The following is a 13,073-nucleotide window of genomic DNA, read 5'->3' on the forward strand; positions in this document are numbered from 1 at the left end:
ATGCAGGAACTCACCCAGACCCTTTGGGCATGCACCAAATGCAACAGGCTTTTCGCGGGAATCCCGATGCCGGGCGGGGGACTGCCATGCGGGCACACCTACGAAGTCGCCGCAACTGCCCAAGAGGTAACCCGCTCCATGCGGATCGCCCTGGAGGTGGAGGTGCGAATCGCGGAGAAGGACAGCATCGACTTCGACCTACAAGACTTCGTGGAGGGACTGGAGGAGCTGGTGAATGACTAGCTTCCGCCAGGACATCGGGGCCGAGGACGTTGTCCGCGTGCTGCTGAACGACACGACATATGAATTCAAGCGCGAGGGCGGATTCCTGCGCAAGGGCGTGTGCCCGAGCTGCGGCAAGCGGGAGTTGTTCGTAGGGACAGACCACCCCTGGGTCGTGCAATGCGGCAGGCTGAACAAGTGCGGCTGGTCATCGTCGACCAGGGAGCTGCTGCCGGATCTGTTTGCCGAGTTTTCCAAACGATACCCGCCCACGGAGCAGGATCGCAATGCGACCGCCTCCGCCTACCTCGGCATGGATAGAGGGTTCGACCTGTCCAAGATCCGTGGCTGGTACGAGCAGGGGGCGCATCAGTTCCCCAGGAGCAACGACTTCGCGCCCACGGTACGCTTCTATCTGGACAGGGAAGCGGGCGTTTACTGGGAGCGGTTCATAGACATCCGCCCCAAGGACGGACGCAAGGCGCATTTTCAGGGCAGCTACCGGGGCATGGCCTGGACGCCGCCGAACTTCGAGCTTCAGGATGGCGACCGTTGCTTTCTGGTCGAGGGATGCTTCCACGCCATCGCCCTGGCGCACATCGACATCAAGGCCGCGGCCTGCCTGTCGTGCGTCAACTACCCAGCCAAGTTGATCGAGACGAACAAGGGCAAGGGCGTCACATGGGTCATCGCCCTGGACGGAGACCCCGCCGGACGCCGGGACGCAAGGAAGCATGCCGCGGCATTGCAGCAGGCTGGCGAGAAGTACGAGGTCCTGATCCTTCCGGACAACGGCATGGACTGGGACGACTACTACCGGGCCGGGAAGCTGACCAAGGCATTCATCCAACAGCGGCTCTACCACGGCAAGCTCTTCATGGCCGAGAGCGTGGAAGAGAAGGCATATCACTATTACATCCACACCCACTACCGCACCTTCATCCTCGACTTCCGCTCGGCACTCTACAGCGTGGAGATCAACACCACGTCCCTGCGCAACGACCTGACGCCAGGGAAGAAGGACGACCAGGAGCAGGAGCCGGACCCCATCGCCCTGGAGACACGGCAAGGCTGGGACGTCTTCATCCGCCACGTGAACGTCGACCAGATCTCAAACATCTATCCCCGCTTCCTCTACATGGAGCGCGATGAAATCATGGAGGAGCAGCGCTATGTCTTCCAGGTCAACTACTCCAACGGCAACCCTGCGGACATCATCGGCCTGGAGGGTACGAACATCACCAGCCCGGACGCCTTCCACAAGTCACTGCTCAACAAGTCCCGCGGCGGCACCTTCGACGGGGATCCGCGCCAGCTCAAATTTCTGCGCGACGGCTGGCTCAACTCCAAGATGCTGACCGTCACCTCCATCCCGTTCGTGGGCTACGACCGCGACTCCAAGGCATACGTCTACCAGCAGGCTGCCTACTTCAACGGCCGCGAGATCACGCTGAACCGCGATGGCTATTTTCAGGTCGGCAAGACCGGCATCAAGACCAGCCTCAACGGCGTGTCCATCACCACGGATGGAGATTTCTCGCCGGACTGGCTCGACAACTTCCACCGCGCGTTCCACTGGCAGGGCCTCGCCCTGCTGGCGTTCTGGCTGGGCAGCCTCTTTGCCCAGCAGATCCGCGCCATCCACAAGAGCTGGCCCTTTTGCGAGTTCACGGGCGAACCCGGCGCGGGCAAGTCCACGGTCCTCGAGTTCCTTTGGAAACTCATCGGCCGCGACGACTATGAAGGCTTCGACGTCATGAAGGCCACCACGGCGGGACGGCGGCGCGCGTTCAACCAAGTCTCGAACATGCCGGTGGTCATCATCGAGTCCGACCGCGACAACGGCGACAAGGACGCCAAGGCCAAGCAATTCGACTTCGACCTGTGCAAGCCGTTCTTCAACGGCCGCGGCACCGGCACCCTGGGCGTGGCCCGGCGTAACAACGACGTGGAGGAGAGCCTCTTCCAGGCCGCGCTCGTCATCAGCCAGAACGCCGAGGTCGACGGGTCCGAGGCGCTGCTGCAACGCATCGTCCACTTCCACGTGGACAAGCGCCACCACGGGCCGGACTCGCGCGAGGTGGCCCGCTGGTTCGAGAGACAGACCAGCTCCACGGTGGGCGGCTTCCTGCGCACCGCCCTGCGCAACGAGCGGCGGATCCTCCAGGTCTACGAGGAAGCCTTCCATAAATACGAGGCCCTCTTTGCCCGGAGCGAGAAGATCCGCAACGAGCGCATCGTGAAGAACCACGCCCAGGTCGCAGCATTCGGCGATGCCCTGGGCGTGATCTTCCCGGCAATGACCGCCGAGCGCCAGGACAAGCTGGCAGCCTACATTCTGGCGCGGGCCGAGACCAGGGAGCAGCGCCTCGCCCATGACCACCCCATCGTCGAGCAGTTCTGGGAGAGCTACCACTACCTGAACAGCCAGCACGACACCAAAGTCGACGGCTTCCTCAACCACGCCAACGACGACGGGATCCTGGCCATCAACCTGCAGCAGTACCGCGAGATGTGCCAGAAGCACGGCCAGGAGCTGCCGGACTTGAAACTGCTCAAGAAGCTGCTGCCCCAGGGCAAGCGCCACAAGTTTGTCGAGGCCGGCCGCAATGTCTCCAGCAGACACATGACCAGGACCGACGCCATGGGCCGGGAAGTGCCCAGGGCGATCCGCTGTTGGATTTTCCAAAAATAGGAGGAGCAAGTGGACACGAGCATGAATGCCGCCATTGAGCCGAAGGCCCGCATGGGCGCGAGCCGGATCCCTGGCGGGCTCAACCGTAAGAGGCCCCGCTGCATTACCCAGCGCTGTCCGAGCAGGACCAGATGCCAGTGCCCGGAGTTCGACGGGCCACCGCGCGATTACTCGATCAACCTCGGCGCGTGCCAGTTCTGCGGATACTTCAAGATCAAGGAGGAAGACCAATGAAGATCGCAACCCGCCTGCTGTCCATGGCCATGCTCCTGTGCGTCCTCGCCTGGGCCCCGTTCTACCGGCTGGTCATGTCCATCCGCGACGGGATCTCGCTCACATGGATGGACTGGCAGGAGGACCTGGAGGTGTTCCGCAAACTGTGGCGGGAGGCATAGCCATGGCCAGCCACGATGTCCGCACCCGCCTCGAGGCCGTTTCCCAGGAGCTCAGTGAGCTGGTCTCCGAGTGCATGGATTCTCCGGTGCGCGTCGAGGGGACAGGCAAATTGAGCATGGCCAACTTCTTCGCCCGGCAGGCCCTGGAGGCCATGACGGCCCGGCCGGTCATCCCCCGCGGCGGCTTGGACCGAAGCCTCCCGGGCGGGGATCGGTAGGATGGGAATGATGATCACGCAGGAAGTTTTAGACGCATGCTGCGGCGGACGCATGTTCCACTTTGACAAAAACAATCCTCAAGTCCTGTTCGCAGACATCCGGCAAGAAGATTGCCGACTCTGTGATGGCCGGTAGTTCACAGTTTCGCCGGACACTATTGAGGACTTTCGGGACATGTCTTTCGACGACGAGGCCTTCAACCTCATTATATTCGACCCGCCTCACCTTGTCCGCGCGGGAGACAATTCGTGGATGAAGGCCAAGTATGGGCGGCTCGACCGCGACAACTGGAAGGATGATCTCCAGAAGGGTTTCGCCGAATGCTGGCGCTGCCTCAAACCGGGAGGGACTCTGATTTTCAAGTGGAACGAAACGCAGATCAAAATAGGAGAGCTTCGCCCCTGCTTCCCAGCCACCCCGCTGTGTGGCCACACGACAACCCACAACCTGAAAACGCACTGGGTAGTTTTCTACAAGGCAGCATAGGTCTGGCTATCCGCAATGGAGTGACAATGAGCGACTACATCATCGAATGCAGAAAGACTCTCCGGGGGCAACTCCGGGAGATACAGGACGAAAACGGGGACTACCCAGGTATTACCGTCACCTGTCCGTGTGGACGCACCCTCGCCATGTTCAGGGCGTTCCGGTGTTTCCATTGCGGGATTTGGTTTTGCTCGTCCTGCGCAAAAGAACACTTCGGCCCGGACACGTCTGAACACGCTGACCCGTTCAAGACTGGCCGAGTCGTCAACTCATAGGGAAGAGGTAGGCCATGTTTAACCGCCCATGCCCGTTCTGCAAATCCGACAAGGTTACGGCTGTAGGCCGCGATACATCGGCAGAGGTCGCCTATTACACTACCCGCAAACCGAAGATCCAAATCCATTGCACCAACTGCCGCGCCCGTGGGCCGATTGCCCGAACAGAGGCAGAGGCGTGGGACGCATGGAATGGCAAAAAGAAAGCAGACCTTCCGCTGATGTATATGGCCGGGGAGGTGGTGGCGTGACCTACCGAGCAGACGAGATCCAGCGACAGGAGTTCCTCATGCGCGCCAAGCCCGGCCTCTATTATGATTTGGTGGTGTGCCCTCGGTGTTGTGGCCACGGCCAGGAGCCTGCCGGCTTCCATGGGGATGACACGGTACCGTGCCGGGCCTGTGGCGGGCACAGGGTCGTGCAGCGCCGGGTGAGCGTGCGGGTTGACGACGTGCCCGTGGGCTCCCGGTTCCCCAGATAGCTTTCCCTCAACCCCCTGGCCCTGCCGCCGTCCTGGTTCCTCCGTGCCAGGGCGGCGGCTTCATAGGATAATACAAATGGAAAAGACATTCGCACGGCAACTGGACAAATCCCGGCTTGATTGCGTCGTCAAGACGTTGAAGCGGCGGACAGGGATTCCCTTCTCTCCGCAGGACATCCTGGACATGTTCCACGACATAGACATCGCCCTCGGCCATGCCGAGGAAGGAACCCTGCCCGACCACTGGGTCGTGGAGCACTTCTGGGATCTGGTGGAGGAAATAGGGCTGGACAAGCTGGACCACTCGCCGAAGCCGGACATGGTGGCCATCAACCTGCGCGAGTTCCGGGAGGCGTGCTGGGAACGGGTCTTGCCCGAGCCGAGCTTCAGGATGCTGACCCACTACCTGCCCACGTCATCAACACGGTATACGTGGATCGGACCACACCGGAACGTGATGAGCAAATTGACGGGGCAGGTGAAGCGCTGCTGGGTCTTCCATAAAAACTAGGCCACCCACGCCACACCCACGAAAAGCCCTCTGGAGTCATCCAGAGGGCTTTTGTCTGTCATAGGCTTTTTTACGCGCACGCACGCGCAGGCGCACGAGGCTTGCGGGCGAAAATTCCCAGAGCAAAGAGCATCACGGAAAAGTGTAATATTTGTAATTGAGGTCGGCAAAAAGCCCGCAAAGCTATGAGTGGCAACGGTTCCCGGAGATTATGAAAATGTAATAAAAGTGTAATATTTTTGTAATATTATTACACTTTGTGAGTTACATTTTCCAAAAAATCAACATATTGAAATTACTGAATATTACATTTCATATTACATTTGTTTACAGAAATATTACATTTGACTCCTGCCCTGAAACCTATGCACCATGCGGGCTAGCGGGGATTTTGAGCAGTCAATTACAAATATTACACTCTTCCGTGATGACCTCCCGGCTAGAGAAAAAAGGAGAACCTCCATGAAAGCTGGCGACTACATCCTTATTTGTGGGAAACCTAAAAGGATTCTAAGGGCTAACGACAGATTCATTGTCGTTGATGGCGGTCTTCGGCTGACGCTGGCCGAGGCGGAACGATTCAAGCGCAGCTCCGCCCCCTCGCCGGAACCAGGCCCCGGCCAAGGCGACAAAGGCAGGCCCGCCAGGCAACTGGCTCTGCTCTGACTTTGGGCACACGGATAATTACAAATATTTCATGGGCATCCATCTGGCATGAGTGAGCACCCTCTCACACGTCATGCGCATTTTTTGACGCGCGGGCACACTCATAATCCATACAGGAGAAAGCTCATGCTCGAACAGAAACAGACGACTCTTGACGAAGCCCTGAACAAACTCTCCCTGGTGGCCGAGAGCCTCATCCACCTCGGCCAGGCCGAAGCCAGCCCGCTGGGCTCCCTGCTCCAGCTCCTGGGCCACAACATCAACGACTGCGTTGCTGCGCTCGATGCCCAGGAGTCGGAACGATAGAAGAAAGCCCCGGCAGCGTGTGTGCTGCCGGGGCTCGGATTATGAGTTGTTCCTTTCTGCCTAAATCCCGCACGCGCCTGATGCCACATGCTTCCCGGCCATGGCCAGGAATTCGGACCTGTCCATGTCATACTTGGCTGCGGCCTGATCAATTATAGCCAGGTCAGACTCGGTGAAGCTGACGTTCTTACGGATGCGCTTCACCTTTTCAGGGGTGACCACCAGCGTCACGGAGTGAAAGCCCTCCCTGCCCGACACCTCGCGGTGGATCGCCTTGAAGCCGCGCGGGGCCGGGATCGCGCCGCCGTCTTCCTTGCTGGCATCAAGCCACACGAACAAGGCGTCCTTCAACATTGCGTCCAGCATTTCCAGGCTGTCGGCCTGGGTGACGCATCCTTCCAGGTCCGGGAACTCGGCGTAATAGCCGCCCTCTTCGGCGGTAAAGATCGCTGCGTAATAAGTTGCCATATTGATCACTCCTTGGTTTCTCGTTTGCAGCGCCGTGCGGCGCTGCGGGTATATGCCTTGGGGCGGGGGGGCCTTAGCCCCTCCCCCCTAGCTTGACTCCGGTTGCTCTTTCGATGCTCTTCAGAGTCCCGATTTTGATTTCGCCTTTCGGGATGGTCACCTTCCCCGGCTTGTCCGGGTGCCGCATCACGGTGTGGCTTCCCTTTCCGCGCCGCTTCATGGTTTCCCATCCGGCCTTCGCCAATGTCTGTATAACTTCCCTGTCGTTCATGTGTATAATTTACCCACGGCGGCGTAGTGAGTCAAGTGTTTTGTGTGTAAAAAATACCCACAAAACAGTGTTTCACCAAGGCAACACGACGTGTGGTATCGGGCGAAAAATGGAGGAACTATGCCCGAAAGCAGAGCACGCGCAATTATGGTGGAGACCGGCTTGGCTGAAGAGGAATACTCGGACCTTTCCGAGTGGGAACTGTGGGAGGCTATCTGCAAGCTGCCCGGCAGTTTCAGACAGCAATTCTATGCCCCGGAGATATGCTTCACCGGCTTTGGGCGGGGCAAGGAAAAGGCCATGCTACAAGAGATAGCAAGGATGAACGGCTATATTGTCCGCAGTGATGTGACGAATGGTCTCACGTTTCTTTGTTGCGGCCCCGAACCTGGGCCAGCGAAGATTGAGAAAGCCGAGTTTCGAGGAGTTGAGATGATTTCCTTGGAAAGCTTCCTTGGCGCGGTTGGTATACCTATGCCCTGATGTTGCCAGTCATAAGGAATACAATGAATTCATCCTGGGTCATGGTATGAAATTCAAGCTCGGACAATCCATCACGAGCTGCGTTTGGTCGTTTGATAACGAATTCGACTTGCCCTGGGAAACGTGGGTAGTCAGCTTCAAGAATCCAGAACCACCGCCGAGCATTTGGCTTATACTTCAGTTCAACGGTGTATCCCTGTGACGTCAAGGATGCCTCCTGTTCTCTGGCGGCTTCCTTGTCACTTCTTTCCCACTTGCCAGAGACATGAATGGCCGGGGTAGCGGGCATTCCCTTCTTGACCTGGATTACAGCACGGATGGACTTTAACGCTTCACCCCACGGCTGATAGCCATTCGGGGTGTCATAGATGGTCACGCCTTCGTCGAAGCAAAAGGCGCTGCCTTGGGTCCATTGAAGCCCTTCATCAATTGTAGGCGTCTGGGCAATATCCAGCGGGCGGATGAACCGGGCGTCAACAAAATAGACCCAGCCGTCCGCAATCCCATGAATGAGGCCATCCTCGCCAACCGCCATTCCTCCCAGAAATGTCCTTTCGCGGTACTGCCTTTTGCTGAACCTCGGAGTCAGCCTCTCCAACAACGCTATATCCTTGCTTATCATATCCACCTCGTTTGACTCCCACGCTATATTGTTTTGCTTTCTGTCGCAACTTGACAACGGCTCTTCTCTGTGGCTTATTGCTTTTGGTGCTAAACACACCTAGGCGGCAGCCACGCCCGATAGCAGTGGTTTTTTTGCGCCCGACGGAGGGGGCAAATGGCATTGATCTTCATGCCGGGTGGTGGCCGAATACAAGACCCTTCGGGGGAATACGCCAGCAGCTCCTAGCTGTGTTTACCACCCGGCATTTTGCTTTTTGCGATGCCGAATTAAACACACTAGGAGTTTTCCCATGGCACAAGCCACCACCCTTTCCCCTGTCGAGGACATCCGCGATGTGGCCGGAACGCTGGCCCAGCTGTACGACCTGGCTCCCGAAGAATTCACGGCCCTGGACTACCTGGCCGGACAGTTGTTCGGAATTGCCGAAGCACTGGAAACGCGGGAGGCGGCGTCATGACTCCCGCAGACGCACGGCACCGGCTCTATCTCATTTCCTACGCGCTTGACGAACTGGGACTCGTGACAGAGGACGCCACAGAGACAACGCTATCCAGTACCTTGGGAATCCTGTCCAAGGCCATGGAGGATTGCATTGCTGTAATCCATCCCTTTGTCCCGGACCCTGTCAGACATGACGATTAATGAAAGCCCCGGCATTCGTGCCGGGGCTTTCTTGTTGACCAAGCCCTATTCGATTATATACGGTCAGCCTATCCCGTAGATGACCCCCACCCATCAGGAGATTGTCATGACAGAAAGACAGCCCCAAAATAACAAGGCCTGCTCAAAAGGCGATTCGCTTGGCTGCTACATAAAGACTCGTGACCAGATTCTGAAAGACATGGATAAGCAAGCGGAAAGATTTAAGACTCTTCACGATAAAGTGACGCGCAAAATAGCCCAGGGCGTTAGGCGGTACACTGATGACGCTCTATGATTTTCTGTACATCGATCTGGACAGAATGCAGTCCCTTTACGCCCAGCTCAACTCTGGGCTTCTTCATGCCATGGAGGCTCTTGCCAGCACGTCCGAAGAAAAAAGCAATAGCGGGCAACTCGGTGGAGACCCTGTGGGCAACCTGCGGCATGAGAACCGTTCCGCAGTATCGGAAGCGAGTACGCAACACATCTCGCCTCATGACATCATCCTCAGCGACGTGCTCGGAGGACTGCACGAGAAAGGGCTTATCAAGGACGAAGACGAAAACCTCAATGTCGGGAATTTCGTCGTACTGGAAGGGAAGGTCTCCTTTTTGAACTACGGCATAGGGAGAGAGTTTATTGACCTCATCCCCATCTTTGCCGGTTCATCGTCCCCTGATGTGTCTCACTTGCCCAAGAATGAGCGGAAGAAGGCCATCAGAGAACAATCAAAACACCAGGAAACCGGCGCTGCTCTAGTTTCTGCGATAGCCAAAATGCTCCCATGGGAAATCCAGATGGTGATGACCACGGGCAGACGCGAAGCCTGGGCCGTCATCGACAAGCAAAAGCTGCGTAACTCTGCGGCCGGGCTCGGGCTCATGTACGGCATGACGCTAACCGGGAAGTGGTCCGTTCTCGGCATTGTAGACCAACTCCACGACGAAAAGCCCCCACGCCCAACCGCTTTCACGGCGAATGATATGGCCTCTGGACTATGTGACGCGTCAATAGGCATCAAAGACTTGGTCGGCTGTCCTGACTCGGCCATCGGTTTGACTCCACTTCTCCTTTTCCGAAAGGTCGGATAAAGACGAAGCCCCGGCCTAGGCCGGGGCTTTCTCGTTCCTGTCGGCTAGAACCTGATGGGTTCAACCTCCTCGGCCTCCTGCCGAGGCCGTGGCGGCGGGGGGATGTACGCGCCCGGCGCGCCCCGCCTCTCGGAGAACAAACTCGCCTGCTCCTGGGGCGGCGTCGTGCGGATCTGCGCGCGCAGCTCGTCGGGCAGGTTGTGGGCCGATGGGCTCAAGGTGTGGCTGAACTCCACGTTGACCACAAAGGTGTGGCCGCACTCCGGGTCGCGGCAGGCGCAATATGCCTGCTTGAAACGGAGGTCGATCTCGTTGGAGCTGGTGATGGTGGCCAGCCGGCCGCAGGCCGGGCAACGCACACGGAAGGCCATGGTGTTCTCCTGTGGGGTTTCGCTACATTGGGGAGCTTTCAGAACCAGTGTCAAACGTGACCCAGTCCCTGGGCAGCAAGACCTCGTTGATGGATTCCATCAGCAGCTCCTGCACGGGTTTGACCTCGTTGCGCTGATAGACCTCGTCTATCTTGGTGATGTCGCCGAAGCCGCCGGTGTTCTGCGGGATGAGGCAGGCCATGGCCGGGGGGATGCGGTGCGCGGCGATGATGTCATCGCGCGACAGGTTCTTGATCTTCTCCAGCTCGTCCTTGGTGGAGAAGTCGCCCACCGGGATGATCTGGATCTCCTTCTCCTTGCCGTTTGGTATGTGGATGAACATCGAGCGGAAGTTGCCGATGCCCTTGGTCCCCTGGATTCGCTCCTTGATGGCGGTCTGGGTCTCGGGGTCCAGCTGGCCCCCGGCATAGAAGATGTACCCCATGTGCGCCCCGTTCTTGTAATACTTGCGCCGGAACAACGTCGCGTCCTCATTGAGAAGCATGGACTGGATCGCGCCGAGGTATCCGGGCAGCCCGTATATCTCCTGGCACACGTCGTAGTTTTTGACGTGCAGGACCTCGTCGGGCTCGAAGGTGACGACCTTGCCGGTCTCGAGCAGCAGGCAGTACACGCCGGTCGCTTTTGCCCGGCGCATGTTGATGCTCGGCAGCTGGCGCAGGCCGACCACCTCGCCGAAATGATTGCGCACCTTGAGGAAGAAGGCGTTGTAGAAGACATGGAAGTCGGTGCAGCCCGCGTGCATGGTCCGGCGCGACACCGCGCGCGACGCCTTGAACCCGCGCATGACCTGGTTGACTTTGAACTCTATGGCCGGACCGTGGTAGGCATTGGCCCGCAGCAGCCGGGCCAGCCCCTTGAAGGGCACGGGCGGGGCATAGTATGTGCCGTTGTCCGTCAGCCAGGTGCCGAGGTAGTCGTAGATGATCCCGCTCAAAACCGGCTCGGGATCGCCGAAGGTAAACAGCAGCGGTTCGCTCATGAGGGCTCCTTACTTGCCGAAGGCCACCACGGCCTTGCGTTGATGTTGTGAGTTCAGCGGCTCGTTGGCCAGGGCGTGCATGATGGCCCAGGCGACATCCGCGTGGCCGGTGGCCTCTGTCCGCCCGGCGGAATAGGTGATCATGCCGTTGCCGGTGGTGCCCTGGCGGATGGTCAGGAAGGCGTGGGCGATGTCGGTCAGGCTGGCGTCCCACTGAATGCGGCCGGACTCGATGACGTCCTTGGCCTTGAGCACCAGGGTGGTTTTGGTCTGCACCCCGTAGGTGATGGGCATGGCCGCGGGGAAGAACGCCTGCACACTCTCGAAGACGCCGATGCCCGGGCCGGTGACATCGATGCCGATGTGAACGAAGTTGAACTGCTGGGTCAGTTCCTTGATGCGCTGCGCCTGCCAGGTGTAGGACTTGTCCACCCACTTGTACCGGGCCAGCACGCGGAACATGCCGCCGGGCTGCAGCGGCGGGGCCAGGATCACGAAGGAGGCGTCGTCGCGGTTGCGGCTCGGATCATACCCGCCCCAGACCGGCAGGTTGCCAAAGGGCCTGGCCGCGTCGGGGTTGAAATCCGTCCACTCGTCCATGTCGCCGTAGCACGCCTCCAGATTGTGGAGCCGGAACACGGCCTGCAGATCGTCCACGAACTCGCACATGAACAGGTTGCGGAATTCGTCCGTGCTGTACTGCAGATTGAGATCTTCGAAGTCGAAGAGGTCACAGCCTCCGGCCTCGGCATCCTTGATGGTGATGACCTTGCGCCACACCTTGTCGGGACAGACCACGCCGCGCTGCATGGCCTCGAAGGACGGGAACTCCTTGCGCTTGGCCTGGCGCGACCACCGCTTGTTGAATCGGTCGCCCGTCCACAGGTCGTAGGCTTCATGCGTGACCGCCGAGGGGGTGGAGAACAGGGTGATCCGCCACTTCTTGTGCGCGGCCATGGCCGAGGCGACCTTGTAGAGCTCGTTGAACTTGGTGATCCAGAAATACTCATCGATGTAGACATGGCCGTGGTAGCTCTGGGCCGACTTCGAGTTGTTGGAGAGGAAGTAGAGCGTGGCCTGGCCGTGTGCCGTGTGCAGCACGATCTCGTCCTTGCCCTTGAGCTCGATGTCGAACTTCTCCTTGACGATGGCCACAATGTAGGCGCGGAAGACATCGGCCTGGCGGCGGGTGGCCGAGAGGAATATCTGATTGTCACCGGACAGGCAGGCGTCCTCGAACGCCTCCTGGGCAAAGTACCAGGTGGCACCTATCTGCCGACTCTTGAGGATGTTCCTGACCCGGTGGGTCTCCTTGGCCTGGCGCAGCTCGTGCTGGTATTCATAGAACCGGCCGTGGAACTTCTCCCGAAAGTCGCTCTCGGTCAGGTGCGAGACATCGTTCTTGATGATCTTGCCGCGCTTCTTCTTGGGCCTGCGCGTGCGCCCTCCCACCACGGGCCGCCCCTCGTCGCGCGCCTCGTTGGCGGCCTCGATCTCGCGCACCTGCATCTCGCGCAGCCGCACCATGTGGTCCAGCAGGCGGTCCATCTCCTTCAGATCGCCATCGGCCTTGCCGTCGCGGCCGACCAGGAGGGTGTAGCGCCTGGCGACGCAATCCAGGGCGGACTCGCCACCGAGCATGTCGTCCCATTGACCGGCTGATCTCCATTGATATACCGTCCGCTTGGGGACGGCCAGCGTTGCGGCAATCTCCGGTACCTTGTGTTTTTTCAAATACAAGGATTTTGCTGCCTGTATTACCTCGTCAGTATGCTGCTGCATGCAGTATCAATACATGCCTCTTTATCTCGATGCGCCCCGGTTGATTCCGATTATGCCATAATCGGAATCCGCTTTGTTGCG

At 58.9% G+C, this 13,073-nt stretch carries 21 protein-coding genes; 15 read left to right on the forward strand and 6 right to left on the reverse strand.

What is annotated here, in order from left to right; translation table 11 throughout:
* The 11 genes from DAES_RS16800 (at window position 1) to DAES_RS02140 (ending at window position 6,256) form a co-directional block, all read left to right on the forward strand.
* Entirely contained in the window at window positions 1–243 is a 243-nt protein-coding gene (locus DAES_RS16800; RefSeq protein ID WP_013513386.1) for a hypothetical protein, read from the forward strand.
* Window positions 236–2,917, forward strand: coding sequence for a toprim domain-containing protein (locus DAES_RS02100; RefSeq protein WP_013513387.1), 2,682 nt, complete (start codon window positions 236–238; stop codon window positions 2,915–2,917). The genes DAES_RS16800 and DAES_RS02100 overlap by 8 nt, the downstream gene beginning before the upstream one ends.
* 9 nt (window positions 2,918–2,926) lie before the next feature.
* The gene (locus tag DAES_RS17770) at window positions 2,927–3,151 is read left to right on the forward strand and encodes a hypothetical protein (protein WP_013513388.1); all 225 of its coding nucleotides are present in this window, start codon (window positions 2,927–2,929) and stop codon (window positions 3,149–3,151) included.
* A complete protein-coding gene (locus tag DAES_RS17495) occupies window positions 3,148–3,312 on the forward strand; it encodes a hypothetical protein (protein WP_013513389.1) in 165 nt (54 codons plus the stop codon). The genes DAES_RS17770 and DAES_RS17495 overlap by 4 nt, the downstream gene beginning before the upstream one ends.
* Window positions 3,313–3,314: 2 nt before the next feature.
* Window positions 3,315–3,530: a hypothetical protein gene (locus tag DAES_RS02110; protein ID WP_013513390.1), complete on the forward strand. Its 216-nt coding sequence runs from the start codon at window positions 3,315–3,317 to the stop codon at window positions 3,528–3,530.
* Window positions 3,531–3,705: 175 nt separating this feature from the next.
* A complete protein-coding gene (locus tag DAES_RS02115; RefSeq protein ID WP_236608448.1) occupies window positions 3,706–4,017 on the forward strand; it encodes a hypothetical protein in 312 nt (103 codons plus the stop codon).
* 289 nt (window positions 4,018–4,306) lie between these two features.
* Complete coding sequence (locus DAES_RS18090; RefSeq protein ID WP_013513392.1) at window positions 4,307–4,543, forward strand: Lar family restriction alleviation protein; 237 nt, start codon at window positions 4,307–4,309, stop codon at window positions 4,541–4,543.
* Window positions 4,540–4,773: a hypothetical protein gene (locus tag DAES_RS17500; RefSeq protein ID WP_013513393.1), complete on the forward strand. Its 234-nt coding sequence runs from the start codon at window positions 4,540–4,542 to the stop codon at window positions 4,771–4,773. Before DAES_RS18090 ends, DAES_RS17500 begins: the two co-directional genes overlap by 4 nt.
* 76 nt (window positions 4,774–4,849) lie before the next feature.
* Window positions 4,850–5,284, forward strand: a complete 435-nt coding sequence (locus DAES_RS02130; protein WP_041271317.1) for a hypothetical protein — start codon at window positions 4,850–4,852, stop codon at window positions 5,282–5,284.
* 462 nt (window positions 5,285–5,746) lie between these two features.
* Window positions 5,747–5,950 (forward strand): hypothetical protein, encoded by a 204-nt coding sequence (locus DAES_RS02135; RefSeq protein WP_013513394.1) that lies wholly within the window; start codon window positions 5,747–5,749, stop codon window positions 5,948–5,950.
* Window positions 5,951–6,076: 126 nt separating this feature from the next.
* On the forward strand, window positions 6,077–6,256 hold the full coding sequence (locus DAES_RS02140; protein ID WP_013513395.1) for a hypothetical protein: 180 nt from the start codon (window positions 6,077–6,079) through the stop codon (window positions 6,254–6,256).
* Between the two features lie 60 nt (window positions 6,257–6,316).
* On the opposite strand, the gene DAES_RS02145 is transcribed toward DAES_RS02140, so the two are convergent.
* Complete coding sequence (locus tag DAES_RS02145; RefSeq protein WP_013513396.1) at window positions 6,317–6,724, reverse strand: type II toxin-antitoxin system HicB family antitoxin; 408 nt, start codon at window positions 6,722–6,724, stop codon at window positions 6,317–6,319.
* A 73-nt stretch (window positions 6,725–6,797) separates the two neighbouring features.
* Window positions 6,798–6,995: a type II toxin-antitoxin system HicA family toxin gene (locus DAES_RS02150; RefSeq protein WP_013513397.1), complete on the reverse strand. Its 198-nt coding sequence runs from the start codon at window positions 6,993–6,995 to the stop codon at window positions 6,798–6,800.
* Window positions 6,996–7,115: 120 nt separating this feature from the next.
* Here DAES_RS02150 and DAES_RS16810 point away from each other — a divergent pair, with 120 nt between their 5' ends.
* Window positions 7,116–7,478 (forward strand): BRCT domain-containing protein, encoded by a 363-nt coding sequence (locus DAES_RS16810; protein WP_013513398.1) that lies wholly within the window; start codon window positions 7,116–7,118, stop codon window positions 7,476–7,478.
* Here the strand turns inward: DAES_RS16810 and DAES_RS02160 are convergent.
* Entirely contained in the window at window positions 7,468–8,100 is a 633-nt protein-coding gene (locus tag DAES_RS02160; protein WP_013513399.1) for a hypothetical protein, read from the reverse strand. The two genes, DAES_RS16810 and DAES_RS02160, sit on opposite strands and share 11 nt — an antisense overlap.
* Before the next feature lie 292 nt (window positions 8,101–8,392).
* Here DAES_RS02160 and DAES_RS17505 point away from each other — a divergent pair, with 292 nt between their 5' ends.
* From DAES_RS17505 to DAES_RS02175, 3 genes are all read left to right on the forward strand, one after another.
* Complete coding sequence (locus DAES_RS17505; RefSeq protein WP_013513400.1) at window positions 8,393–8,560, forward strand: hypothetical protein; 168 nt, start codon at window positions 8,393–8,395, stop codon at window positions 8,558–8,560.
* Window positions 8,561–8,851: 291 nt separating this feature from the next.
* Entirely contained in the window at window positions 8,852–9,040 is a 189-nt protein-coding gene (locus DAES_RS02170) for a hypothetical protein (protein WP_013513402.1), read from the forward strand.
* Window positions 9,027–9,836, forward strand: a complete 810-nt coding sequence (locus DAES_RS02175; protein WP_013513403.1) for a DUF6414 family protein — start codon at window positions 9,027–9,029, stop codon at window positions 9,834–9,836. The genes DAES_RS02170 and DAES_RS02175 overlap by 14 nt, the downstream gene beginning before the upstream one ends.
* A gap of 44 nt (window positions 9,837–9,880) precedes the next feature.
* Here DAES_RS02175 and DAES_RS02180 read toward each other — a convergent pair whose 3' ends face one another.
* The 3 genes from DAES_RS02180 to DAES_RS02190 are packed head-to-tail and all read right to left on the reverse strand — an operon-like array spanning window position 9,881 to window position 12,992.
* Entirely contained in the window at window positions 9,881–10,207 is a 327-nt protein-coding gene (locus DAES_RS02180; protein ID WP_013513404.1) for an ogr/Delta-like zinc finger family protein, read from the reverse strand.
* A gap of 22 nt (window positions 10,208–10,229) precedes the next feature.
* Complete coding sequence (locus DAES_RS02185; protein ID WP_013513405.1) at window positions 10,230–11,210, reverse strand: phage portal protein; 981 nt, start codon at window positions 11,208–11,210, stop codon at window positions 10,230–10,232.
* A gap of 9 nt (window positions 11,211–11,219) precedes the next feature.
* The gene (locus DAES_RS02190; RefSeq protein ID WP_013513406.1) at window positions 11,220–12,992 is read right to left on the reverse strand and encodes a terminase large subunit domain-containing protein; all 1,773 of its coding nucleotides are present in this window, start codon (window positions 12,990–12,992) and stop codon (window positions 11,220–11,222) included.
* Between the last annotated feature and the right edge of the window lie 81 nt (window positions 12,993–13,073).

Origin of the sequence: Pseudodesulfovibrio aespoeensis Aspo-2, from assembly GCF_000176915.2 — a bacterium.
Taxonomy (GTDB): domain Bacteria; phylum Desulfobacterota; class Desulfovibrionia; order Desulfovibrionales; family Desulfovibrionaceae; genus Pseudodesulfovibrio; species Pseudodesulfovibrio aespoeensis.